Origin of the sequence: Nocardia sp. NPDC050718 (assembly GCF_040654235.1) — a bacterium.
Taxonomy (GTDB): Bacteria; Actinomycetota; Actinomycetes; order Mycobacteriales; family Mycobacteriaceae; genus Nocardia.
Genome location: NZ_JBFAHQ010000004.1, coordinates 431929 through 456164 on the forward strand (window position 1 = coordinate 431929; position 24236 = coordinate 456164).

23 protein-coding genes and 2 pseudogenes are annotated in these 24236 nt (G+C 70.1%); 18 read left to right on the plus strand and 7 right to left on the minus strand.

The window, feature by feature from the left end; translation table 11 throughout:
* Positions 1 to 2: 2 nt before the first annotated feature.
* The 3 genes from AB0H54_RS21030 (at position 3) to AB0H54_RS21040 (ending at position 2202) form a co-directional block, all read left to right on the plus strand.
* Positions 3 to 800: an SCO1664 family protein gene (locus AB0H54_RS21030; protein WP_357347008.1), complete on the plus strand. Its 798-nt coding sequence runs from the start codon at positions 3 to 5 to the stop codon at positions 798 to 800.
* A gap of 59 nt (positions 801 to 859) precedes the next feature.
* On the plus strand, positions 860 to 1837 hold the full coding sequence (locus tag AB0H54_RS21035) for an aldo/keto reductase (protein WP_357347010.1): 978 nt from the start codon (positions 860 to 862) through the stop codon (positions 1835 to 1837).
* Between the two features lie 95 nt (positions 1838 to 1932).
* Positions 1933 to 2202: a hypothetical protein gene (locus AB0H54_RS21040; protein ID WP_355272142.1), complete on the plus strand. Its 270-nt coding sequence runs from the start codon at positions 1933 to 1935 to the stop codon at positions 2200 to 2202.
* 69 nt (positions 2203 to 2271) lie between these two features.
* Here AB0H54_RS21040 and AB0H54_RS21045 read toward each other — a convergent pair whose 3' ends face one another.
* Together AB0H54_RS21045 and AB0H54_RS21050 are read right to left on the minus strand one after the other, a co-directional pair.
* Entirely contained in the window at positions 2272 to 3111 is an 840-nt protein-coding gene (locus tag AB0H54_RS21045; RefSeq protein ID WP_357347012.1) for an alpha/beta fold hydrolase, read from the minus strand.
* A complete protein-coding gene (locus AB0H54_RS21050; RefSeq protein ID WP_357347014.1) occupies positions 3108 to 3536 on the minus strand; it encodes a helix-turn-helix domain-containing protein in 429 nt (142 codons plus the stop codon). The genes AB0H54_RS21045 and AB0H54_RS21050 overlap by 4 nt, the downstream gene beginning before the upstream one ends.
* 295 nt (positions 3537 to 3831) lie before the next feature.
* Between AB0H54_RS21050 and mshC the strand changes: the two genes are divergently transcribed.
* The 6 genes and pseudogenes from mshC (at position 3832) to AB0H54_RS21080 (ending at position 11563) form a co-directional block, all read left to right on the plus strand.
* Entirely contained in the window at positions 3832 to 5070 is a 1239-nt protein-coding gene (gene mshC, locus AB0H54_RS21055; protein ID WP_357347016.1) for a cysteine--1-D-myo-inosityl 2-amino-2-deoxy-alpha-D-glucopyranoside ligase, read from the plus strand.
* Positions 5071 to 5186: 116 nt separating this feature from the next.
* Positions 5187 to 7593: pseudogene (locus AB0H54_RS21060) on the plus strand (heavy metal translocating P-type ATPase).
* Between the two features lie 9 nt (positions 7594 to 7602).
* The gene (locus AB0H54_RS21065; protein WP_357347018.1) at positions 7603 to 8301 is read left to right on the plus strand and encodes a dienelactone hydrolase family protein; all 699 of its coding nucleotides are present in this window, start codon (positions 7603 to 7605) and stop codon (positions 8299 to 8301) included.
* An 84-nt stretch (positions 8302 to 8385) separates the two neighbouring features.
* Positions 8386 to 9171, plus strand: coding sequence for a universal stress protein (locus AB0H54_RS21070; RefSeq protein WP_357347020.1), 786 nt, complete (start codon positions 8386 to 8388; stop codon positions 9169 to 9171).
* Between the two features lie 128 nt (positions 9172 to 9299).
* On the plus strand, positions 9300 to 10718 hold the full coding sequence (locus tag AB0H54_RS21075; protein ID WP_357347022.1) for a hypothetical protein: 1419 nt from the start codon (positions 9300 to 9302) through the stop codon (positions 10716 to 10718).
* Between the two features lie 2 nt (positions 10719 to 10720).
* Entirely contained in the window at positions 10721 to 11563 is an 843-nt protein-coding gene (locus AB0H54_RS21080) for an Abi-alpha family protein (protein ID WP_355273024.1), read from the plus strand.
* 6 nt (positions 11564 to 11569) lie between these two features.
* Here AB0H54_RS21080 and AB0H54_RS21085 read toward each other — a convergent pair whose 3' ends face one another.
* Together AB0H54_RS21085 and AB0H54_RS21090 are read right to left on the minus strand one after the other, a co-directional pair.
* Complete coding sequence (locus AB0H54_RS21085) at positions 11570 to 12226, minus strand: enoyl-CoA hydratase-related protein (RefSeq protein WP_355272129.1); 657 nt, start codon at positions 12224 to 12226, stop codon at positions 11570 to 11572.
* A gap of 12 nt (positions 12227 to 12238) precedes the next feature.
* Positions 12239 to 12847: a TetR family transcriptional regulator gene (locus AB0H54_RS21090; RefSeq protein ID WP_357347024.1), complete on the minus strand. Its 609-nt coding sequence runs from the start codon at positions 12845 to 12847 to the stop codon at positions 12239 to 12241.
* A gap of 214 nt (positions 12848 to 13061) precedes the next feature.
* Here AB0H54_RS21090 and AB0H54_RS21095 point away from each other — a divergent pair, with 214 nt between their 5' ends.
* The gene (locus AB0H54_RS21095; RefSeq protein ID WP_357347026.1) at positions 13062 to 13628 is read left to right on the plus strand and encodes a TetR/AcrR family transcriptional regulator; all 567 of its coding nucleotides are present in this window, start codon (positions 13062 to 13064) and stop codon (positions 13626 to 13628) included.
* Here the strand turns inward: AB0H54_RS21095 and AB0H54_RS21100 are convergent.
* Both AB0H54_RS21100 and AB0H54_RS21105 read right to left on the minus strand, forming a co-directional pair.
* Complete coding sequence (locus tag AB0H54_RS21100; RefSeq protein WP_357347028.1) at positions 13604 to 15469, minus strand: Na+/H+ antiporter; 1866 nt, start codon at positions 15467 to 15469, stop codon at positions 13604 to 13606. The two genes, AB0H54_RS21095 and AB0H54_RS21100, sit on opposite strands and share 25 nt — an antisense overlap.
* A gap of 37 nt (positions 15470 to 15506) precedes the next feature.
* Positions 15507 to 16211 carry a histidine phosphatase family protein gene (locus AB0H54_RS21105; protein WP_357347030.1) on the minus strand — a complete coding sequence of 235 codons (705 nt, stop codon included), beginning with the start codon at positions 16209 to 16211 and terminating at the stop codon, positions 15507 to 15509.
* A 196-nt stretch (positions 16212 to 16407) separates the two neighbouring features.
* Between AB0H54_RS21105 and AB0H54_RS21110 the strand changes: the two are divergent.
* Positions 16408 to 17118: pseudogene (locus AB0H54_RS21110) on the plus strand (DsbA family oxidoreductase).
* 4 nt (positions 17119 to 17122) lie between these two features.
* Here AB0H54_RS21110 and AB0H54_RS21115 read toward each other — a convergent pair.
* Positions 17123 to 18172, minus strand: a complete 1050-nt coding sequence (locus tag AB0H54_RS21115; protein WP_357347032.1) for a glucose 1-dehydrogenase — start codon at positions 18170 to 18172, stop codon at positions 17123 to 17125.
* A 256-nt stretch (positions 18173 to 18428) separates the two neighbouring features.
* On the opposite strand from AB0H54_RS21115, the gene AB0H54_RS21120 reads away from it, so the two are divergent.
* From AB0H54_RS21120 to AB0H54_RS21150, 7 genes are read left to right on the plus strand one after another with little or no spacing between them, the layout of a single operon-like run.
* A complete protein-coding gene (locus AB0H54_RS21120) occupies positions 18429 to 19214 on the plus strand; it encodes an N-acetylmuramoyl-L-alanine amidase-like domain-containing protein (RefSeq protein WP_357347034.1) in 786 nt (261 codons plus the stop codon).
* Positions 19215 to 19242: 28 nt separating this feature from the next.
* Complete coding sequence (locus AB0H54_RS21125; RefSeq protein ID WP_357347036.1) at positions 19243 to 19800, plus strand: cysteine hydrolase family protein; 558 nt, start codon at positions 19243 to 19245, stop codon at positions 19798 to 19800.
* A gap of 17 nt (positions 19801 to 19817) precedes the next feature.
* A complete protein-coding gene (locus tag AB0H54_RS21130) occupies positions 19818 to 20363 on the plus strand; it encodes a class I SAM-dependent methyltransferase (RefSeq protein ID WP_357347038.1) in 546 nt (181 codons plus the stop codon).
* Between the two features lie 9 nt (positions 20364 to 20372).
* Positions 20373 to 20801 carry a MerR family transcriptional regulator gene (locus tag AB0H54_RS21135; RefSeq protein WP_355272111.1) on the plus strand — a complete coding sequence of 143 codons (429 nt, stop codon included), beginning with the start codon at positions 20373 to 20375 and terminating at the stop codon, positions 20799 to 20801.
* A gap of 49 nt (positions 20802 to 20850) precedes the next feature.
* Complete coding sequence (locus AB0H54_RS21140) at positions 20851 to 21291, plus strand: AraC family transcriptional regulator (protein WP_218720192.1); 441 nt, start codon at positions 20851 to 20853, stop codon at positions 21289 to 21291.
* A gap of 10 nt (positions 21292 to 21301) precedes the next feature.
* Positions 21302 to 21712, plus strand: a complete 411-nt coding sequence (locus AB0H54_RS21145) for a VOC family protein (RefSeq protein ID WP_357347041.1) — start codon at positions 21302 to 21304, stop codon at positions 21710 to 21712.
* A gap of 57 nt (positions 21713 to 21769) precedes the next feature.
* A complete protein-coding gene (locus AB0H54_RS21150; RefSeq protein WP_357347043.1) occupies positions 21770 to 24154 on the plus strand; it encodes an excinuclease ABC subunit UvrA in 2385 nt (794 codons plus the stop codon).
* Positions 24155 to 24236 lie beyond the last annotated feature (82 nt).

A 24236-nucleotide genomic window follows, 5' to 3' on the forward strand; every position in this document is an offset into this window, starting at 1 on the left:
CGGTGACCGCGCTCACCGCAGGCGAGCTGGACATCGTCGGCCGGGTCGGCGTCGCCAGCAATCTGACGCTGGTGTGCGAGATCGCCGCGCCCGAGCCCGACGGGGCGCCGCTGCGGGTGGTGTACAAGCCGGTGCGCGGGGAACGTCCGCTGTGGGACTTCCCGGACGGCACGCTCGCCGGCCGGGAAGTCGCCTCCTACCTGATCTCCGAGCAGCTGGGCTGGGGGGTGATCCCGGAAACGGTGCTGCGCGACGGGCCGTTCGGGCCCGGCATGGTGCAGCGCTGGGTCACCTCGGTCGACCATCACACCGAGCCGAAGCCGCGGCTGGACCTGGTCGACCTGTGCAGGCCGGGGACGGTGCCCGACGGTTTCTGCGAGGTACTGCGCGCCCTCGATGGCGAGGGCAACGAGGTGTCGCTGATCCACGCCGACGATCCACGCCTGCAACGGATGGCGGTGCTGGACCTGCTGCTCAACAACGCCGACCGCAAGGGCGGACACGCGCTCGAAGGTGTCGACGGGCAGGTCTACGGCGTCGACCACGGCATCTGCCTGCACACCGAGCCGAAACTGCGCACGGTGCTGTGGGGCTGGGCCGGGCGTCCGGTGCACGCGTCACTGCTCGCCGACATCACCGCGTTCGCCGCGAACCTGCCGGGCTCGGTGGCCGATTCACTGGCCGAGCACATCACCGACGCCGAGATCACCGCGCTGACCGAACGCACGAAAGCGCTGCTCGAGCATCCGGTGATGCCGATCCCGAACTCGTCGCGCCCGATTCCCTGGCCCGCGTTCTGATCCCAGGGTGGCCCTGACACGGTCTGTCTGCGCCCGCGCTGCCCGGCCAGACTGATCGCATGCTCCGTTACCGTCTGCTCGGCCACACCGGCCTGCGCGTCTCCGAGTTCGCCCTGGGCGCCATGCGTTTCGACGACCCCGTCGAGGCCGACCGGATCATCGGCGCCTATGCCGAGATGGGCGGCAATTTCCTCGACACCGCCTCCGCCTACGGTGAGAGCGAGACGATCCTCGGTCAGGTGCTGCGGGATCGCGACCGTTTCGTGCTCGGCACCAAATACACGCTCAGCCGCGACACCACCGATCCCAACGCGGCGGGCAATCACCGCAAGAACCTGGTGCTGTCGCTGGAACGCAGTCTGCGCAGGCTCCGCACCGACTACGTCGACGTGTACTGGGTGCACGTGTGGGACCGGCACACCCCGATCGAGGAGACGATGCGCGCCCTCGACGAGGTGGTGCGGGCGGGCAAGGCACTGGCCATCGGCATCTCCGACGCGCCCGCCTGGGTGATCGCCCGCGCCAACACGCTCGCGCAGTGCCGCGACCGGACGCCGTTCGCCGCCGTCCAGGTGCCCTACAGCCTGCTCGAGCGTGGAATCGAACGGGAGGTGCTGCCGATGGCCGAGGCCTTCGGACTCACCGTCACCGCGTGGTCGCCGCTGGCCGGGGGAGTGCTCGCGCCGGGTTCGGGCCGCGCGCGGACGCCGTCGGAGCTGGCCGCGGTCGCCGCGGTGACCGAAGTCGCGACGGGGCTGGGTGTTCCGCCCGAGCAGGTCGCCCTGGCCTGGACACGGCAGCGCAGCCGCGCGGTGCTGCCGATCCTCGGGGTGAGTACCGCCGCGCAGCTGCGCGGCAATCTGGCGGCGGCCGAATTGCGCCTGCCCGCCGACGCGATCCGGGTGCTCGCGGACGCGGTGCCGTTCGAACGGGGCTTTCCGGCCGATTTCGTCGCCGAATGCGATGCCAGCCCGATGGTTTACGGTGACGCGGTGGACCGCGTCGATGTCGGCGATTCCGGCCCACGCATCCGTTGACGTCGGGTATCTTGAGGCTGCTTTTCCGGGTCGGGGCCGGTGCTAGTGTGCTCCAAGCACTTTCGTCATTCCAACGCAAGAGTCAGAGGAAATCTATGTCGACCCGATCGATCGTCACCACCTCCGCCGCCGCGCTGCTGCTCACCGGCGCCGTCGCCGCTGTGGCCGCGCCCGCGCAGGCCTTCCCCAGCGGATGGTGGAGCGAGAAGACCTACGTCTGCACCGCGACCGACCGCAACACCGGCGCTCCGCTGCCCGACGTCACCGTGCAGGCCGCCGATCAGGTCGGCGCCTCGTTCTACGCGCTGCCGCAGTTCGGCCCCGAGGTCGACGGCGCCAACGTGCAGTGCTACCTGCAGGCGTGAGCCTTCGATGAGCCCGGTGTTGCCGCTCCCGACGCGCGGCGACACCGGGCTCATCGCCCCGCACCCGGTTCAGCCGGTGTGCGCGCTGAGGAACCGCTCGATCTCCGCGGTCTGTCCCAGCACCGCGTGACCCACTTCGGGTAGCACGCGAACATCACCCCGGGCGAAGCACGCCCGCGCCCGTTCGGCGGTCCGCGCCGAATCGAAGAGCACGTCACGGCCGCCCACGATCACCAGGACCGGGATGTCCACCGTGCTCAGGTCCGCGTCGGGGAAGATCGGCAGCCGGCCGGTTCGAGGCGAGAAGTGCCGGAACGTCGATTCCACCTCGTCCAGGACGTCCGCGTCGTCGATACCGAGGACGGTGCGCGCGGAGTCGCGCACGGTCTGCCTGCCGATCAGCCGCAGGGCCATCCCCTTGATCAGCCACCCGAAGCGCTGCCCACCCAGTCCGCCCGGGCACAGCAGTGTCAGCGCGTCGACCCGTCCGGGCCTGCGGAGGACGAAGTCCAGCGCGGTCCAGCCGCCCAGGGACATGCCGACGAGAGCGAAGGTGGTCAGGCCGAGGCCGTCGACGGTCTCCGACAGCCAGCTCGCGGTCTCGTCGCTGTTCAGCGCCAGGCGGCGGGGGGCACTGAATCCGGGCTCGCCGGGCAGATCCACCGCGTACACGCGATAGCGGGTCGACCAGTCGCCGACATCGCCGCGCCAGGCGCTCGCGTTGGCTCCCGATCCGTGCAGCAGGACCAGCGGTGGCGCGTCCACCGGTCCGGAGGCGACGACGAAGGTCTCGCCCGCGGCGGTCGGGACCCGGATCTCCTCGTGCGGGACCGGCCAGGCGTCGAGGTGGGCGCGATAGCGCTCGGCGATGGCCTGGCGGCCGGTCTCGGAGGTGTAGATGCCGGTCATGAGGTGAGTACTCCGTCCATGTAGTCGAGCAGGCGGGCGGTATCGGCGAGACCGCCGAGCAGGATGACCTTGAGGCGCGAACGCGCCGGGTCGTAGGCGGTGTCCACGCGCAGGGGCGTGCCACCGGGCCCCCGGGTGCCGGCCGCGCTCGTGAGCAAGGTGGTGATCCGGTCGGCGGTCGTGCGGTCGACGGCGTCGATCTCGACGATGCAGGACGCGTCGGCGTGCGGGCCCGCGGTCTCGGGCGTGCGGGGCGCGGTGATCGGCAGGCCGGTGAAGGCCTCGAGGTCGTCGTGCGCGATGCGGTACTGCTTGCCGATGCGCGCCGCGGGGAGCTTGCCGTCGCGGACATAGCTGCGCACGGTGCGCACATGCAGCCCGAGCAAGTCGGCGACCTGCTCGACCGAGTAGAGACGATCCGTCATGAAACTACCGTAAACGAACATGCATATAGGGAGCAATAGGGAAGTTTAGGTAGGTGTGATGTGTGACAATGGTCGCGAAGCGCCCGTTTCGGCAACCATCGGCGCTGGTGCGGTGCATGATCATCGGCAATTCGTCCGCCACCGCCGTGACCAGCGGATCTGGCTGAACACAACCCTTGACGCAACCGCCGGAACACGTTTGTCTGCAGGTAGTGGGCCGCCCGGGCGACACCGCGGGCAACCGCCTGACCGGCCCGCGGACCGCTCGCCCCGGCGGGGGCTCTACCCTCGAATCATGCAGTCCTGGTCCGATATCGCCCTACCGACCGTCCCCGGAACAGGGCCGCCGTTGCGGTTGTACGACACCGCCGACCGCCAGGTCCGCCCGGTCACCCCCGGCGCGACCGCGAAGATGTACGTCTGCGGCATCACTCCCTACGACGCCACCCACCTCGGGCACGCCGCCACCTATCTGACATTCGACCTGGTCAACCGGCTGTGGCGGGACGCGGGCCACGACGTGCACTACGTGCAGAACGTCACCGACGTCGACGACCCGCTGTTCGAACGCGCCGCCCGCGACGGCGTCGACTGGCGTGACCTCGGCAGCTCCGAGATCGAGCTGTTCCGCGAGGACATGACCGCCCTGCAGGTGCTGCCCCCGCAGCACTACATCGGCGCCATCGAGTCGGTCGAGGAGGTGGTGGAGCTGGTGCAGAAGCTGCTCGCCGCCGGCGCCGCCTACATCGTCGACGACGCCGAGTTCCCCGACATCTACTTCCGCACCGACGCCACCGAGCAGTTCGGCTACGAGTCCGGCTACGACCGGGCCACCATGGAACAGCTGTTCGCCGAACGCGGCGGCGACCCCGACCGCCCGGGCAAGCGCGACATCATCGACGCGCTGCTGTGGCGGGCCGAACGTCCGGGCGAGCCGTCCTGGCAGGCGCCGTTCGGCGCGGGCCGCCCGGGCTGGCACATCGAGTGTGCGGCGATCGCGCTCAACCGCATCGGCACCGAGTTCGACGTCCAGGGCGGCGGCTCGGACCTGATCTACCCGCACCACGAGTACTCGGCCGCGCACGCCGAGGCGATCACCGGCGCCCGCCGCTTCGCCCGCCACTACGTGCACGCCGGGCTGATCGGCCTCGACGGCGAGAAGATGTCGAAGTCCAAGGGCAATCTGGTGCTGGTGTCGAAGCTGCGCCGCTCCGGCGTCGACCCGGCCGCGATCCGCCTCGGCCTGCTCGCCGGGCACTACCGCCAGGACCGGATGTGGACCGACGAGGTCCTCACCGCGGCCCAGGCCCGCCTGGCGCGCTGGCGGGAAGCCGCCGGCCTGGCCACCGGCCCCTCGGCCGCCGACACCGTCGGCCGGCTGCGTCAGCACCTGGCCGACGATCTGGACACCCCCAAGGCGCTCGACGCCGTCGACAACTGGGTCGAGCAGGCGCTCACCTACGGCGGCGCCGACCCCGCCGCGCCCGCGCTGGTGCGCGACGCCGTGGACGCGCTGCTTGGCATCACGCTCTGACGGTCGCGGGTCACCCGGCGACCTGCGTCGTCTCGTGACCCGCGCCGAGTACTGTCGCCGGAAGTGAGGCGCGGGGCGCTGTCGCGTCGTGCGTTCGACCGGCGACAGGAGCGTCGATGCCCGACACGCACCATCCCGCCACCACGGTCCTGCACGTCGGCGGACTGCATCGCGCGGGCTCCCGGCAGACCCTGGCCGCCGCGTTGCGCGATCGGCCCGGCGTCCTGGCGGTCGAGGCCAACCCGCTCGCCCAGACCGCCACCGTCACCTACGACCCAGCGCTGACCTCGGTGACCGACCTGCGCGACTGGATCCGGGACTGCGGCTACCACTGCGCGGGCCGCTCGGTACCCACCCATCTCTGCGATCCGGGCAGTGAGCCGCCCTCGCCGGAGCGCGCTTCCGGGGGCACCGGCACACCGACCACTGCCGCGGCCCCGCCGGACGCGGCGACGGCGGGACACCACCACGGCGGCCACGCCGCCATGTCCATGGACGACATGGCCCGCGACATGCGCAACCGGTTCCTCGTCGCGCTCGTCTTCTCCACCCTGGTGATGCTGTGGTCGCCGATGGCCACCCACATGCTCGGCCTGCACCTGGCGGTCCCGTTCGGGTTGCGCGTGGACGTGTGGTGCGCTGATCCTGAGCCTGCCGGTGATCTTCTACTCCTCGACGATCTTCTTCACGGGCGCGTGGCAGGCGCTGAAGGCGCACACCCTCGACATGATGGTGCTGGTCTCGGTCGGTATCGGCACCGGCTGGCTGTACTCGCTCTACGTGACGCTCACCGGTGGCGGCGAGGTGTTCTACGAGGCGTCGACCATGCTGGCGACCTTCGTGCTGCTGGGGCACTGGTTCGAGATGCGGGCGCGCGGCGGCGCCAACGACGCGGTCTCCACGCTGCTGGATCTGTCGCCGCCGAAAGCCGTCGTGCTGCGCGACGGGAACGAGGTCGAGATCCCCACCGCCGACGTGGCGGTCGGTGACGTGCTGCTGGTGCGCCCCGGCGCCAAGATCGCCGTCGACGGCGTCGTGCTCGACGGCTCGGGCGAGGTCGACGAGTCGATGGTCACCGGGGAGAGCCTGCCGGTGCACAAGGAACCCGGCTCCCCGGTCATCGGCGCGACCATCAACACCACCGGCAGCCTGCGGGTGCGGGCCACCAAGGTCGGCGCCGACACCGCGCTCGCCCAGATCGTGGAACTCGTGCAGCAGGCGCAGAACTCGAAGGCGCCGGGCCAGCGCCTGGCCGACCGGGCCGCGTTCTGGCTGACCCTGGTCGCCCTGATCGGCAGCCTGACCACGCTGGTGGTGTGGCTGCTCGCCGGCGCCTCGCTGAGCCGGGCGCTGTTGTTCGCGATCACCGTGGTCGTGGTGACCTGCCCGGACGCGCTGGGTCTCGCGACACCGACCGCGATCCTCGTCGGCACCGGTCTCGGCGCGAAGCGCGGTGTGCTGTTCAAGAACGCGACGGCGCTCGAGGACGCGTCGCGCATCGATGTGGTGGTGCTGGACAAGACGGGCACCCTCACCAAGGGCGCGCCGGAGGTCACCGACGTGGTGCCCGCGCCCGGCGTCGATACCGGTCGGATGCTCGCCCTGGCCGCGGCGGTGGAGCGCGAGTCCGAGCATCCGCTGGCGAAGGCGATCGTCGACTACGCGAAAGGCCAGGACGCGCGGGCACTGTCGGCGACGGAGTTCCGGAACGTGCCCGGCCGCGGTGCGATCGCCACCGTCGACGGGCATCGCGTCGTCGTCGGCAATCGCGGTCTGCTCGAGCAGGAGCACATCGTCCTCGGCGAGCTGGCGACCCGGCGCGACGATCTGGCGGCCTCGGGGCACACCGCCGTCCTGGTCGCCGTCGACGGCACCGCCGCTGCCGTGATCGCCCTCGCCGACGCCCCGCGACCCACCTCGGCCGCTGCGGTCGCCGCGCTGCACGAGCTCGGCGTGGACGTGGTGATGCTGACCGGCGACAACCACGCGACCGCGCGGCGCATCGCCGACGACCTCGGCATCGACACCGTGATCGCCGACGTCCTGCCCGGCGACAAGGCCGACCGGATCGCCGAACTGCAGCGGGCGGGCAGGAAGGTCGCGATGGTGGGCGACGGCGTCAACGACGCGCCCGCCCTCGCCCGCGCCGATCTGGGCATCGCCATCGGTGCGGGCACCGACGTCGCCATCCAGACCGCCGACGTCGTGCTCATGCGCTCGGACCCGTTCACCGTGTCGACCGCGCTGCGCATCGGGCGTGGCACCGTCCGCAAGGAACACCAGAACCTGGCCTGGGCGGTCGGCTACAACGGCATCGCGCTGCCGATCGCCGCCGGGGTGTTCGCGCCGTGGGGGCTGACGATGCGCCCCGAGATCGCGGCCATGGCGATGTCGGGATCGAGCTTGATCGTCGCCCTCAACGCGCTGCACCTCAAACGCCTGCCGCTGCCCGAACCGCCCGACCGGCGACGCGCCGGTGCGGTTTCCGGCCGTCGGCCCGCGAACCGTGCGTCGAGGCTCTAGATTCGTGCCATGGAATCGATCGAGATCGATACTCCGACCGGACGAATCGACGCCCTGATCGCCCGCCCGCAGGGTCCGGGCCCATGGCCGGGCGTGGTCGTCCTCCACGACGCCCTCGGCGTGAACGCCGACCTGCGCCACCAGCTCGAGATCGTCTCCGGCGCGGGCTATCTGGCGATCGCGCCGAACCTGTTCGCGCGCGGCCGGGTGCGGTGCATCCAGCAGGCGTTCCGCGCCGTCGCGTTCACCGGGAAGGGGCCCGCGGTGGGGGAGATCCTCGCCGCGCGTGACCGCCTCGCCGACGATCCCGACTGCACCGGCCGGATCGCGGTACTCGGTTTCTGCCTCGGCGGCGGCTTCGCGCTGCTCACCGCGCCCCAGGGCTTCCACGCCTCGGCACCGTTCTACGGCAGTCTCTACGGCGATTACAAGACGCTGCTCGACGGCGCGTGCCCGGTGGTTGCCAGCTACGGCAAGCTCGATCCGGGGCTCGTGGGCGCGGCGGGCAAACTCGAGGCGGCGCTGACCGCGGGCGGGGTCGAGCACGACATCAAGACCTACCCGAACGCCACCCACAGCTTCGCCAATGTCCTGCCCGGAAACGCCGTGCTGGAACGCATCGGTATCGGCTACGACGCGGCCGCCACCGACGACGCCTGGCAGCGCATCTTCGCCTTCTTCGACCGGCATCTGCGCACCGGGGCGTGAGCCGCGCGCCACGGTAGCCGGGAGTGTGCGGCGTTTATACTGTGGCCAAGCGCAGCTGACCTGCCGTCGATCGGAGAGCGTCACATGGGGTACCAGCGCATCGTGGTGGGGACCAACGGCTCGGAGTCCGCGCTGACGGCGGTCGCCGTCGGCGGCGAACTCGCGGTCAAGCTCGAACTCGGGGTCACCGTCGTGAGCGTCTGGAAGGAAGCGACGCTGAAGGCGGGCACCGACGCCGCCTGGGCCGAGGAGAACACCGCGGCCGCCGCCGAGGTGCTCGCCGAGGCGGGCGTCACCGAGGTGCTGCGCAGCGAACTGCCCGGCACGGCGGGCGCGGTCCTGCTCGAGGTCGCCGCCGCCGAACCCGGCACCCTGCTGGTCATCGGCGGGGGCGGGCTGGGCAGTTCGAAGGCGCGCCTGCTCGGGTCGACCGCCAATCACGTGTCCCACCACAGCGAATCCGATGTGGTGTTCACCCACAAGATCCCGAAACGCTGGACCACCGTCGGTCTCACCACCGACGGGTCGGCCAGTTCGATCACCGCGGTACGACGCGGCTACGAGGTGGCCGTCGCGCTCGGCGCCCGCCCGTTCCTGGTGACCGCCGCCAAGACCGACGACGACGGCGCGGTCACACTGATCGAGGTGGAAGGCCAGGCCCAGGTCGAGGATCCGGAGCTGTTCGGCCGTGATGTCCTCACCGGTGTGCCCGCGGCCGAGGCGATCTGCAACGCGGCCTGGAAGTACGACCTGGTCGTCATCGGCAATCGCGGAATGAGCGGTCCCGCACGGCTGTTGGGCTCGGTCGCCAACAAGGTCACCCACGACATCGACACCAACCTGCTGCTGGTCAACACCACCCACGGCTGAGTTGAAGGTTTTAGTTCAGGTTTGCTCCGGTTTAGCGGGTAACCACGAAAGCTGCCCGAAACCACCTGGTCGGTCACTTATGATGACCCGAACGCGCGAGGTTCGGAACACGACGGAGTGGACGCCGGATGAATGCTGGGATCGAAGCGGCGGGCTTCTTCGGCCTGCTCGACTGGGAGAAGACGACCGGCCTGAGCAAGTTCTGGGTCGACATGATCAGCATTCCGATCTTCAGCGCCATGGCCGGCTTGATCACCAACTGGACCGGCGTCATCATGCTGTTCGCGCCGGTGCGCTTCACCGGGTTCTACGTTCCTGGCCTCAAGACGATCTTCCCGCTGCTGCCGCGCAAGGTGCAGATCCTGCCGACCTTCGCCCCCGGCGGCATCCTCGGCTTCCAGGGCTTCATTCCGGCCCGCGCCGAGAAGATGGCGAGCCTGATGGTCGACAACGCCGTCGCCAAGATCGGCACGGCCAAGGACTTCTTCGACCAGATGGATCCGCGCAAGATCTCCGCGCAGGTCGCCCAGGTGGCGCTGCCGAACGTGCGGTCGATGGTCGACTCGATCATGGTGACCGAGCATCCGCAGCTGTGGGCCGACATGCCGCCGCGCGCACGCGAAGTCGTGTACTCGCGGGTGGAGGCGGAACTGCCCGCGATCACCGATCGCGCCTTCGATTTCATCGGCGCCAATATCGACCAGCTGCTCGATGTGAAGCTGATGGTCGTCGGCTATCTGCGGCGGCGCCCGGAACTGCTCAAGGACGTCATCTACGGGCTCGGCGCGCCGGAGTTGCGGTTCATGACCCGCAGCGGGGTGATCGGGTTCCCGTTCGGGGTCGTCGTCGCGCTGTGGTTGTCGTTGCTGCACTACAGCACCCCGCACGGGGACACCCCGGCGTTGATCTCGCTGCCCGGCTGGCTCTACGACATCCTGCACATCCTGCCCGCATGGGCGTGGGTGCTGTTCGGCGGCGCGGTGGTGGGTGTGCTGGTCAACATCATCGCGATCAAGGTGGTGTTCGAACCGGCCACCCCGCAACCGCGCTACAAATACCCGTGGCGGGTGGCGAAATTCGCCAAACGTCAGCATCAGGCGGCAGCCGATCTCGGGCACGCGATCGGCTATCAGATCGTCACTCTCGACGTCGTCGCCGAGCAGCTCCTGGAGGGGCCCAGCGGCGACAAGACCCGCGCGGTCATCGCCCACTTCCTCAAGGCCGAGATCGACCGGGTGCTGGGGCCGCTGCGGTCGGTGACCCGGCTCGCGGTGGGGCCCCGCCAGTTCGACGCTATCCAGGCCACCGCGGGCGCGAGCCTGGCGACGGAGATGAAGCCGTGGCTGGTCGACGATGTCGAGTTCTCCCAGACCACGGCGGCCAGCGTCGACCGCCTGGCCACCGAGAAACTGCGCGAACTGCCGCCGGAGGAGTTCGTCGAAATGCTCTACACCGCCATCGAACAGGACGCCTGGCTGCTCTACGCGCACGGCGGCGCGCTCGGTGTGCTCGTCGGCGCCCTGCATCTACTGGTCTTCGGAGCGTGAGCATGGACGACCGCGAGAACCTGCCCGAACCCACCCCGGAGCCCGGGATCCCGACCGACCTGGTGGGGTTGGCGCGCATCGCGGGACTGTCGTTGCGCCACATCGTCGGCGCGGTCACCAAGGGCGCGCTGCACACCGCCACCGACCTCGCCGACGACATCCGCGCGGGCGAGCCGATGTCGCAGATCATCGATGAGCGCATCGACGCGCTGCGCAAGATCGCCCTGGGCGCGCTCGGGCTCACCAGCACCGCGTCGGGGGTGTACGGGCAGGCCGAAACCAGTGTGGGCGCCGCGGATCTGAAGGCCATGGGCGACGCGATGATCACCGAGGGCTGGGATTCGGCGCAGCAGCCCCGCGATCTGCATCCCTCGTTCGTGCCGATCCTGCACGACCTGACTCCCGACGAGGCGCGCATCCTGCGGTTCCTGGCCGTCGCCGGCCCACAACCAGCGATCGACATCCGCACCAAGGCGCCGTTCGGGATCGGCTCGCAGCGCCTGGCCGACGGCATCAACATGATCGCCTACATGGCCGGCTGCGCGCTGCCCGAACGCGATCACCACTACCTGGGCAATCTGAGCAGGCTCGGGTTGGTGCGCTTCTCCACCGAACCGGTCGCCGACTTCCGCCGCTACGCGTTCCTGGAGGCCCAGCCCAGCGCTCAGGCCGCCTACAAGTCGGTGAAGATGCGGGCGATCAGCTCCTACCGCAGCATCTACCTGTCGGTGTTCGGCAAGCAGTTCTGTGACGCGTGTTTCGTGCTCGGCGACTACACCGGGGGCGGCTGGGCCAGCGACGATCGTGGTGACGTCTATCTGGGCAAGGGCCCCCGGCTGCCGTGAGCCGCGTCAGTCCTTGCCGCGCAACGCATCCAGCACGCCGGCGAACATCACCGACTTGATCGCGGTCAGCGTTGGCTGGTCCTTGCCGCCGAACGGGGCGACGGTCGCCAGCGCGGTGTCGAGCACCGCGTCCTCGCCGACGGCGGCGTCGACCAGGTCGTAGGCCAGCGCGTCGGTGCCACCGAAGCGGCGGCCGGTGGTCATCGCGGCGACCGCGGTCCGCGGCGGCACCTTGGCCTGGATCAGCGCGGCCATGCCGTTGGTGAACGGGATCCGGATGTCGGCCTCGGGGAAGCAGAAGAAGCCGCGATCGGCGCGCATGACCCGGTAGTCGTGGGCGACGGCGAGCATGGCGCCCGCGCCGAAGGCGTGCCCGCCGATGGCCGCGGCGGTCGGCATCGGCAGCGTGAGCATCCGGCCGAACAGGGTGTGCACGGCTTCGACGTACTCGGCGGCGCGATCGCCGTTGGCGGACAACCAGTCCAGGTCCAGACCGTTGGAGTAGATCTTGCCGGTCGCGGTGGTCACCAGCGCGGCCGCGCCCTCGGCGACGGCGGTGTCGAGGTGGGCGTGCACCTCGGTGATGAAGTCGGGGGAGAAGCGGTTCTCCCCGTCGCCGAGGTCGAGGATCGCGATCGCGTCGTGGTGGCGCAGGGTGGGCATGGAGGGTTCCTTTCAGCGGGGGCCGAGTTCGAGCACGGCACGGACAGCGGCGCGCAGATGCCTGCGGGCCAGGGGATCGGTGAGCCGGTCGCGCCGCAACAGCAGCGCGGTCGGCAGGTCGACCAGGCAGGTGGTGACGGTGGCGACGCCGCGCCGGTCGGCCCGGCCCCACAGCGCCCGCGCGACGCGCGACAGCGCGGTCAGCAACGCCTTCTCGGTGTCGGCGATCTGGCGGGTGAGGTCGGCGGGCAGATCGCCGTGGAGGAGTTCGGTGCGGTCGACGAGCAGCAGCAGGCGAGCCGAGTCGGGGTGGACGTCGGCCAGGCGCGCCGGCGTCTCGGCGGCGTCGACCACCGCGTCGATCCGCGCGTCCGGGTCGGTGGCGGCGACGGCGCGATCGATGTCGGCGGCTTGCAGGGCCAGGAAGCGGCGGGCGGCGCGTAACCAGGTGCGCGCCAGCACTTCCTGGCGGGAGCCGAAGGTGTGGTACAGCGCGCCGTTGGACACCCCGGTCGCGGCGGCGACCGCGCGCACGGTCACCGCCGCGGAACCGGAGCGCGCGGCGAGGTGCTCGGCGGCGTCCAGCACGGTCTCCGGGTCGTGAGTTCGCGGTCTCGGCATGAACAAAAGTTTACAGAGCGTCTGCTCTGTTATTCCATCCGGGTGCACTCGTCACCTGGTAGCGCACGGATTTTGTTCCAGCACTTGGTATTTCGATCTCACGTTGCGCGATTCCGCCACAGCATAGACTTCGTTACGCTCGCGCGAGCCCTCGTTACGATCGGGTACTGTTCGCATTCTTCGGTCCTGTCCGCACGCACAGATCGGCATCGCGATGTCCCGAGTGGTCACCAAGGAGCAGTACTACGACACCGCCGTGGCGGTGCTCGCCGAGTTCGGCTTCAAAGGCCTCAACATCGGTGTGCTGTGCCGTCGCCTCGGGGTCACCAGCGGCTCGTTCTACCACCACTTCGGCTCGTGGCAGGGGTTCGTCGACACCCTGCTCGAGCACTGGGAGAACCGGCAGATGCTCGAGCTACGCGCGCTCGATGTCGGCCACGGCGATCCGGACGCCGACGTGCGCGCCATGTCGGAACTGGCGGGTGGACTCGAACACGGCGCCGAAGCCGCGCTGCGCGCCTGGGCGGCCAACGACGAGTCGGTTCACGTGACGGTCAAGCGCGTCGATGAATCCCGCCGCCGCACCGTGCATCGCGTGATCGACAGCGTCGTCGGTGACACGGCCACCGCCACCGTCGTCACCGAATTCGGCATGGCGATGCTGATCGGCTACCAGCAGCTCGCCGCCACCGGTGAACTCACCGAACTCGACCAGCTGCTCGCCGAATACGCGCGGCTGATCTATTCGCACCGGCCTCAGCCCAGCAACTCGTCCACGTAGCACCAGCGCCACACCTCACCGGGCTCGACGCTGCGCATCACCGGATGCGCCGAGGACCGGAAGTGCGCGCTCGCGTGATTGCCCAGCGACGACTCACAGCACGCGATATTGCCGCAGTCGGTGCACATCCGCAGATGCACCCAGGCCAGCCCCTCCGCCACGCACTCCTGGCACACCAGCGCACCGTCCGGCTCCCGCAGCAGCGGCGCGTGTTCGAGGTGGGTGCAGCCGTCGGCGGGCGCGGCGCCGGAGAGCGGTTCGGTGCCGGGTTCGTCGTCGGCTTCGTCGAAGCGGTCGATCATCGATTCCTCGAGGTCCAGGCGCGCGAGAACGTGCTGCAGCACTTCGTAATCGACCGCGCCCGCGTCCCGGACCGCGAGCACGGCATCGCGTTCGGCGGCCAGCATCGCCAGCCGCAGGCGCCGGTATTCGGCGGTCGGGGTCACCAGTTCGGCCTCGGGGCGGCCCAGCCGTTCCCAGGCCGCGTTGGTGCGCCAGACCAGGCGTTGCCGCAGTGACTCGATGACCGGTTCCGGCGTGTTCGGGCCGATCCGCTTGTCCAGCTCGGCCAGCCCCGCGCTCGACGCCTGTTGCAGCAGATCGGCTTTCGCGAGCGCGTCCTCGGCCCGGCTGGGTCCGCGCAGCCGCAGCAACCGCACCAGCCACGGCAGCGAGGTGCCCTGCACCAGCAGGGTGCCGCCGACGACCACCAGCGCCAGCAGTTCCAGCACCGGCAGCTGCGGGGTCGACTCGGGGAGTAGCAGCACCGCGGCCAGGGTCACCACGCCGCGCATTCCCGCCCACGACACCACCGCGGCATGGCTCAACGGCTCGGTCTCGCGCCCGAACAGCCGCGCCACCAGTACCGGCGTGAACACCCAGATCGGCCGGGCCAGCATCACTGCGGCCAGCACCGCCACCGCGGCGACCAGCAGGGTTCCCCGGTCCAGCCCGCTGTGCCAGGCGGCCTCGACGATCCAGCGCACCTGCAGGCCGATGATGAGGAAGACCGTGCTCTCCAGGATGAACTGGATGGTTCGCCAGTTCGTCGACTCGGCGACCCGGGAGGCCGCGCCCTGCCAGCGTTGCGCGCCGTGCCCGAGGATCATCCCGCAGGTCACCACCGCGATCACCCCGGAGGCGTGGACGTGCTCGGCAGGCAGGTACGCCACGAACGGCGCGAGCAGCGACACCGTGGTGTCGAGGACCGGGTCCTTGATCCGCTTGCGCAGCACCACCAGTGCCGCCGCGACGGCCCCGCCCACGACCGCCCCGCCGACCGCGGCGAGCAGGAAGTCCCCACCGATCTGCCACACCGTCACCGCGCCCGCCATGGCGGCGATCGCGCCGCGCAGCGACACCAGCGCCGTCGCGTCGTTGAACAGCGATTCGTCCTCGAGGACGGTCACGATGCTGCGCGGCATGCCGGTGCGGCGGGCGATCGCCGTCGCGGCCACCGCGTCCGGCGGCGCGACCACCGCGCCCAGAGCGACCGCGGCCGCGAACGGGATCGGCAGCAACCACCAGGCCACCAGCGCCACCGCGAAGGTACTGAACAGCACCAGCCCGACCGACAACGACGCGATCGTGCGCAGATTGTCCTTGAAATCGACCAGCGAGGTCCGCAGGGCCGCGGTGTAGAGCAGCGGCGGCAGCAGCCCCAGCAGCACCACCTCGGGCTCGAGATGCACCTGCGGCACCATCGGCACATAGGACGCGGCGACGCCGGCGACCGTCAGGACGAGGGGTTCGGACACCCCGAACCGTCGCGCCAGCGCCGCCAGCGCGGTCGCCGAGCCGACGAGAATCACCAGACCGATCGCCACATGCACGACCAGCATTCTTCCATCGCGCTCACGCCGGGGACGCCCCCCGCGCTCAGCCGACCTGCTCGGCACCCCCGAGATGGCCGACCTCGCCCCACACCCGCAGGCCCAGCCTGCTGCCCTCGCGCCGCCACTGCGACACCGACGCGTTCGGGACCGGTTCGAGCGAGTCGGGCACGGCGGCGCCCATGCCCTCCAGGATGTAGCGCATCGACATCACCACCGCGTCGTGGGTGACCACCAGTACCTGCTCGCCCGCCGCGACGACGTCGAGTTCGTCGAGGAAGCTGCGCACCCGCAGGGCGACATCGGCCAGCGACTCGCCGCCGGGCGGCCGGTAGACCCAGTTGCCGACCCGTTCGCGCCGGGCCGCCTCCTCGGGGGAGCGGCGCCGGATCGCCTTGTACGGGTGCAGTTCGAACACCCCCATCTCGCGGTCGCGCAGCCGCTCGTCGACCAGGGTGCGGATCGGGCGCAGGTGCCGGTTCCGGGTGACGGCGGCCTCCGCCATCACCGCCCAGGTGAGCCGGGTGCGCAGATAGGGGGAGCAGACCACCAGCCCCGGCCGCTGGACCCCGGCGAGACCGGCCAGCCACTCACCCAGGCACTGCGCCTGCCAGTGCCCGAGCTCGGTCAGTTCGACCTCGGCGTCGGTGCCGCGCATCGGCCGCAGTTCGGTCGCCGGGTCCGCGTACCAGGCGTTGGCCGTGCTCTGGGCGTGCCGCACGGCCCACAACCCGTCCAGCGCGCGTGGCACCGTCAATCCTTCGGGCACCTGCACCCACCCCCTCCGCTGGTCGAACCCCATCGATGTCCTTCGTGCTCGTCCCGTCGTGCCCGGACGCGCCAGGGAATAGCGGCTTCGTTGCCGGCGTTGTACCCCGAGAATTGAACGCCTGTCCAGATATTTCCGGCGGATCGCCGCCGGATTTCGTGTGCCGGAGGAGGCCCGCTTGACCACCAGAGTAGAGATCTGGACCGACATCAACTGCCCGTTCTGCTACCTCGGGAAGGCGCGCTTCGAAGCCGCACTGGCCGAGTTCGACCATCGCGACGACGTCGAGGTCGTGCACCGCTCCTTCGAACTCGATCCCGGCCTGCCCGCCGCCGAGTCCGGCCCCGTGATCCCGCGCATCGCCGCCAAATACGGCATCAGCGTCGAGCAGGCCGCCGCCAACGAGCGCGGCATCGGCGCCCAGGCCGCCCAGCTCGGCCTGCCCTAAAAGACCTCCGGTCGCGACTACGGCAACAGCTTCGACATGCACCGCCTGCTGCACTTCGCCCTCGACCAGGGCAAGCAGGACGCCCTGCTCGACGCCCTCTACGCGGGCAACTTCGCCGAAGCCGAACCGGTCTTCGCCGACACCGAACGCCTTGTCGCCCTTGCGGTTCGCGCCGGTCTGGACGAGACCGCCGTGCGCGAGGTCCTCGCCGACCCGCACGCCTACGCCGACGCCGTCCGCCAGGACGAACGCGAAGCCGTCCAGCTCGGCGCCACCGGCGTGCCGTTCTTCGTCTTCGACAACAAATACGCCGTCTCCGGTGCCCAGCCGACCGAGGTCTTCACCCAGGCCCTGACCACCGCCTGGAACGACCGCCCCGCGCCGCTGGTGATCGCCGACGCCGACGCCGACGCGTGCGGCCCGGACGGCTGCAAGATCTGACCCGCTACAGGTCGATGACGACCTTGATATCGGTGTGATCACCCGGCTCGAACGCCTCGAGCGCGCGCTCCAACGGCAGTCGCCGGGTGATCAAGCGGGCCAGCCACGCCGGATCGGCCTTCGCCAGCGACTCGGCGGCCAGCTGATAGTGGTGCCGGTTGGCGTTCACCGAACCGAACACGACCGCGTTGTCGAGCACGATATTGCGGTTCAGCGCACCGACATCGACCGGAGAGTTCTTGCCCGCCGCTGTCACCCCGGTCAGGCACACGATCGAGCCCGGAGTGTCGAACTGCATCAGCTGCAGGGTCACCGCCGCCGCACCCGTCGCCTCGATCACCACATCCGGGCTGATCTTCTCGGCCACCGCCGTGGCGGACCCGGTGTGGAAGGTGCCACCGAGATCGGCCACCAGCCCGGGCTTCGGCCCGGCCGTCGACCGGTCGAGCACGTGCACGTCGAGCCCACGCTGCGCGCCGAGCATCGCCGCCAGCAGCCCGATCGGTCCCGCGCCGGTGACCAGCACCGTCTTCGGTTCGAACCAGGCCCGCTGGTTGATCCGCTCGATCTGATCCCACGCCTTGGCGACCACCGTCGTCGGCTCCATCAGCACCCCGACCTCGGCCAGGGACGGATCGAGCCGCACCGTGTAGTCGGCGTCGACCACCCACGCGGTGGACCCGTACCCGTCGATCTCCTTGATCCCGCGCTCCACGTACTGCCCGTTGCGGCACATGTCGAATTCCCCACGCGCACACGCCCCGCACGGTTGCGGGTCCGGCCTGCGCACGATCCCCACGACGAGATCGCCGGGCGCGAAATCACTTCCGGCCGGCGCGGTGCGCACCCGGCCCAGCGACTCGTGCCCGAGGACCAGCCGTTCCCGCCCCGGCGGCGCCCATCCGTAGATACCCGAGGCGATTTCGCGGTCGGTGCCGCAGATGCCCAGCGACACCCCGTCGACGAGGAGCTCGTTCGGCCCTGCCACCGGATCCGGCACATCCTGCACACGCAGCGAACCGGCCTGTTCGGGCACCACGGTCAAAGCACGCATGTCGGTTTCCCTTCCGCCACCCCGGGCGACGCTGTCGACAACCTGCACGAGCAACTCACTCGCGAACCCGCGAGCACACGCACCACCTGCGCCAACGGTACGGGAACCCGCCGGGATCCCGCAGTACCGCGATGATCGCGAATTGCTTGCGATCACTCCAAGCGGTCATCGTCCCCAACGGCGGAAGCACCGGTCGCCGGGTCGGCTACGGTGGAGACCGCTCGCACCGATCGACCGCCGGCTGCTGGGAGGCGTCTTGCGCATCATCGTCCGGATCCTGCTCGTGCTCGCCGCCCTGGTCTGCGCCGCCACGCCCGCGCTCGCGGCTCCGGCCGTCGACGACACCACCAGCCGCAAGATCGACGAACTGCTCGCCGTGCGCGCCGACGCGGGCGCGATCAGCCGGGCCGAACTGCTCGCACGGCTGTCCACGCGCCTGCTCGGCACGCCGTACGGCGCGAACATGCTCATCGGATCGGCCACCGAGCCCGAACAGCTCGTCGTCGACCTGCGTCGCGTCGACTGCTTCACCTTCCTCGACTACCTCGACGCCGCGTCCCGCTCGGCCGACCGCGACCAGTTCGTCAGCAACCTCGTCGCCACCCGCTACGTCGACAGCCGCGTCGAATTCATCCAGCGCAAACACTTCTTCACCGACTGGGCGGCCACCGGGCGCGTCGCCGCCACCGACATCACCACGAGCCTGAGCCCCGCCGCGGTCACCGTCACCAAACACCTCAACGCCAAAGCCGACGGCGGCACCTATCTGCCGGGTCTGCCCGTCGTCGACCGGGCGATCACCCACATTCCCGCGGCGGCCGTCGACGGGGGAGTCGTGGCCGGGCTGCGCACCGGTGATTTCGTCGGCGCCTACACCCCCGACGCGGGCCTCGACGTCACCCACGTCGGCTTGATCGTCCAGACCGCCGACGGCCCGATGTTCCGCAACGCGTCCTCGTTGGCCGCCTACCAGGTCCTCGACACCCCGCTGGCCGACTATGTCCGCACCACACCGGGCATCGTCGTGCTGCGCCCGCTCTGACCACCGCACCACCATCGAGGGATTCGCCGTGACCACCCTGCCCGACCGCCCCCACACCGCACTGCTCGTCGTCGACGTCCAGAACGGCGTCGTCGGCGAAGCGATCCGGCGCGACGAAGTGGTCGCCAATATCGCCGCCCTCGTCGACCGGGCCAGGGCCGCGTCGGTACCGGTGATCTGGGTCCAGCACTCCGGCGACGACCTCGTCACCGGCACCGAGGCCTGGCAGTACGTTCCCGAACTCACCCGCGCCGACGACGAACCCCTCGTCCACAAACGCTACGGCGACTCCTTCGAGGACACCCCGCTCGACGACCTGCTCGCAGACGCGGGCGCCGGGCACCTCGTCGTCGCCGGAGCCGAGTCCGACGCGTGCATCCGCTCCACCATCCACGGCGCGTTCGTCCGCGGCTACGACGTCACCCTCGTCGCCGACGCCCACACCACCTTCGACAAAACCCCGTGGGGCGCACCGCAACCCGCCCAGGTCATCGCCCACACCAACCTGTACTGGCAATATCAGCGGGCGCCCGGCCGCACCGCCGCCGTCCGCCCGACCGCGGAGCTTGACTTCAGGTCGACCTGAACCGGCACGGTGGTCCCATGACCACCTTCGACCACGCCCGCAGCCTCGGCTACGACCGCCGCGCCACCCGGCTGCTCGGCGGCCTCTACCGCCGCATCGCCGCCGACATCGACACCGCGACCGCGCCCGGCGCGACCGTCGCCGACATCGGCACCGGACCGGGAAAATTGCTGTCCCACGTGGCGACCCGCCGCCCCGACCTGCGCCTGCACGGCATCGACCTGTCCCCGCACATGATCGAGATCGCCCGCCACAACCTGCACGGCCACCCCGTCGACCTCACCGTCGCCGACGTCACCGATCTCCCACACCCCGACGCGAGCATCGACCTCGCCGTCTCCAGCCTGAGCATGCACGAATGGCCCGACCTCGACCCGGCCGCCGACGAACTGCACCGCATCCTCCGCCCCGGCGGCAGCCTCACCGTCTACGACTTCCGGTTCACCCGCGCCGGGGCCGTCCAGGACACCCTGCGCGCCCGATTCGGCCACGTCGACACCGCCGCCGTCCGGTTGCCCTGGTATCCCGTCGCCGTCGTCACCCGCTACCGCGCCACCGCCTAGGCTCGACGAATGACGGGTGAGCACACCACGATCGGCGCGGCGGCGGCACACTTCGGTCTCGCCACCCACGTCCTGCGGCACTGGGAGGACCGCGGGCTGCTCACTCCGGACCGCGACTCGGCGGGCCGCCGCCGCTATCGCGACACCGACCTGGACACCATCGCCATGATCGTCCTCGGCAAGAAAGCCGGACTGTCCCTGGACGACCTGGCCCTGCTGTTCACCCGGGCACCCGACCGCGCCACCCGCACGCAGGTCCTGCACGCGCACCGGGCCCGCCTCGCCGACCAGCTCGCCCGCACCCGCGCCGCCCTCGACGCCGTCACCCACGTCCTCGACTGCGACGCCGAGGACTTCCGCACCTGCCCACACTTCCTCGACCAGGTCGCCGCCGTCCGCCCGGCTACCGCACGTGCCCGGCGAGAGACCGGCCGATGACACCGTCCCGTGCTGGGAAACCCCGCCCCGACATGAGACGATCGCGCAGGTGACCAGCACGCCGGAGCGACCCCAGCACCTGCGGGACCTCGCCCTGCTGCGCCGCGTCCGCGACCGGATCGACCGCGAATACGCCCAGCCGCTCGACGTCGAAGCCCTCGCGCGCGGTGTGCACATGTCCGCCGGGCACCTGAGCAGGCAATTCCGCCTCGCCTACGGTGAATCGCCCTACTCGTACCTGATGACCCGCCGCATCGAACGCGCCATGGCGCTGCTGCGCCGCGGCGACCTCAGCGTCACGGAGGTGTGCTTCGCCGTCGGATCGTCCTCACTGGGCACCTTCAGCACCCGCTTCACCGAACTCGTCGGCGTCCCGCCCAGCGTCTACCGGCAGGAGGCGCTGGCGACCCAGGGCATGCCGTCGTGCGTGGTCAAGAAGGTGACCAGACCGATCAGGAATCGAGAAGCGCCGGTCTCCCGCGACAATTAGCGTGGTCGCCATGAACATCACCATTCACCAGAGCTACCTGCCCCAGGACGACCCCGACGCCGCCCTCGCCTTCTACCGCGACGCGCTCGGTTTCGAGGTCCGCAACGACGTCGGCTACAACGGCATGCGCTGGATCACCGTCGGCCCGCCCGACCAGCCCAGCACCGCGATCGTGCTGCACCCGCCCGCCGCCGACCCCGGCATCACCGACGACGAGCGCCGCGTCATCACCGAGATGATGGCCAAGGGCACCTACGCCGGCATCAACCTCGCCACCGACGACCTCGACGGCCTGTTCGAGAAGCTCCAGGCGGGCGATGCCGAAGTGGTACAGGAACCCACCGATCAGCCCTACGGAATCCGCGACTGCGCCTTCCGCGACCCCGCGGGCAACATGGTTCGCATCCAGCAGACCAAGTAAGCACCACCGCCGGTAGATTCGAGAAACCGGCGACGCCGACCGACCTGAGGGAGATCCATGAGCACGGCCAAGAAGTCCAGCACCGCGACCGTCGAGCCGGCCGACGCCCACGACCTGATCCGGGTGCACGGCGCCCGGGTGAACAACCTGCGCGACATCAGCGTCGAGATCCCCAAACGCAGACTGACGGTCTTCACCGGCGTCTCCGGCTCCGGCAAGAGCTCGCTCGTCTTCGGCACCATCGCCGCCGAATCCCAGCGCCTCATCAACGAGACCTACAGCGCCTTCGTCCAGGGCTTCATGCCCAGCCAGTCGCGCCCCGACGTCGACGTCCTCGAAGGCCTCACCACCGCCATCCTCGTCGACCAGTCCCGCCTCGGCGCCGACCCGCGCTCCACCGTCGGCACCGTCACCGACGCCAACGCCATGCTGCGCATCCTGTTCAGCCGCCTCGGCGACCCGCACATCGGCTCCTCGCAGGCCTTCTCCTTCAACGTCGCCTCGATCAGCGGCTCCGGCGCGGTCGCCGTCGAGAAGCACGGCGTCACCGTCAAGGAACGCCGCAGCTTCAGCATCACCGGCGGCATGTGTCCCACCTGTGAGGGCAAGGGCACCGTCAACGACATCGACCTCACCCAGCTCTACGACGAGAACAAGTCGCTCGACGAGGGCGCGCTCACCATCCCCGGCTACAGCATGGACGGCTGGATGGGCCGGATCTTCAAGGGCAGCGGCTTCTTCGACCCGGCCAAGCCGATCAAGAAGTACACCAAGAAGCAGCTCGCCGACCTGCTCTACAAGGAACCGACCAAGATCAAGGTCGACGGCATCAACCTCACCTACGAGGGCCTGATCCCCAAGATCCGCAAATCCATGCTGTCCAAGGACGTCGATGCGCTGCAGCCGCACGTGCGCGCCTTCGTCGAACGCGCCGTCACCTTCGGCACCTGCCCCGACTGCGACGGCACCCGCCTCAGCGCCGAAGCCCGCTCGTCCAAGATCGACGGCATCAGCATCGCCGACGCCTGCGCCATGCAGATCACCGATCTCGCCGAATGGGTCAAGGGCATCGAAGATCCCTCGGTCGCCCCGCTGCTGGAATCGCTGCGCCAGACCCTGGACTCGTTCGTCGAGATCGGCCTCGGCTACCTGTCGCTGTCGCGCCCCTCGGGCACCCTGTCCGGCGGTGAAGCCCAGCGCGTCAAGATGATCCGCCACCTCGGCTCCTCGCTCACCGACGTCACCTACGTCTTCGACGAGCCCACCGCCGGCCTGCACCCGCACGACATCCAGCGCATGAACGATCTGCTGCTGCGCCTGCGCGACAAGGGCAACACCGTCCTGGTCGTCGAACACAAGCCCGAGACCATCGCCATCGCCGACCACATCGTCGACCTCGGTCCCGCCGCGGGCTCCAAGGGCGGCACCATCTGCTTCGAAGGCACCGTCGACGGGCTGCGCGCCAGCAAGACCGTCACCGGCCGCCACTTCGACGACCGGGCCGCCGTCAAGGACACGGTGCGCGAGTCGGGGAGCGCGTTGCAGATCCGCGGCGCCACGGCCAACAACCTGCGCGCGGTCGACGTCGACATCCCGCTCGGCGTACTCGTCGCGATCACCGGTGTCGCCGGGTCGGGCAAGAGCTCGCTCGTGCACGGCTCGATCCCGATCGACGAGGGCGTCATCTCCATCGACCAGGCGCCCATCAAGGGCTCCCGGCGCAGCAACCCCGCCACCTACACCGGCCTGCTCGACCACATCCGCAAGGCCTTCGCCAAGGCCACCGGTGCCAAACCGGCCCTGTTCAGCGCCAATTCCGAAGGGGCGTGCCCGAACTGCAACGGCGCCGGTGTCGTCTACACCGACCTGGCCATGATGGCCGGCGTCTCCACGGTGTGCGAGGTGTGCGAGGGCAAGCGGTTCATGGCCGAGGTGCTCGACTACACCTTCGCGGGCAAGAACATCAGCGAGGTGCTGTCGATGCCCGTCGACGAGGCCCGTGAGTTCTTCGGCGAGGGGGAGGCCAAGACGCCCGCCGCCCACAAGATCCTCACCCACCTCACCGAGGTCGGCCTCGGCTACCTCACCATCGGCCAGCCGCTCACCACGCTGTCCGGCGGTGAACGCCAGCGCCTGAAGCTCGCCACCCACATGTCCGACAAGGGCGGGGTGTACATCCTCGACGAACCGACCACCGGCCTGCACCTGGCCGACGTCGAACAGCTGCTCGGCCTGCTGGACCGGTTGGTCGACGCGGGCAAGTCGGTCATCGTCGTCGAACACCACCAGGCCGTGATGGCCCACTCCGACTGGATCATCGACCTCGGCCCCGGCGCCGGTCACGACGGCGGCCAGATCGTCTTCGAAGGCACCCCGGCCGACCTCGTCGCCGCCCGATCCACCCTCACCGGCGAGCATCTCGCGGACTACGTCGGCGCCTGAGCCGCCGCTATCCTCCCCCCGGGACAACGGTTCCCGGGGGGAGGAGTCCCACTTCCGTCGCGTCCGCTGTGACGTATCTCGC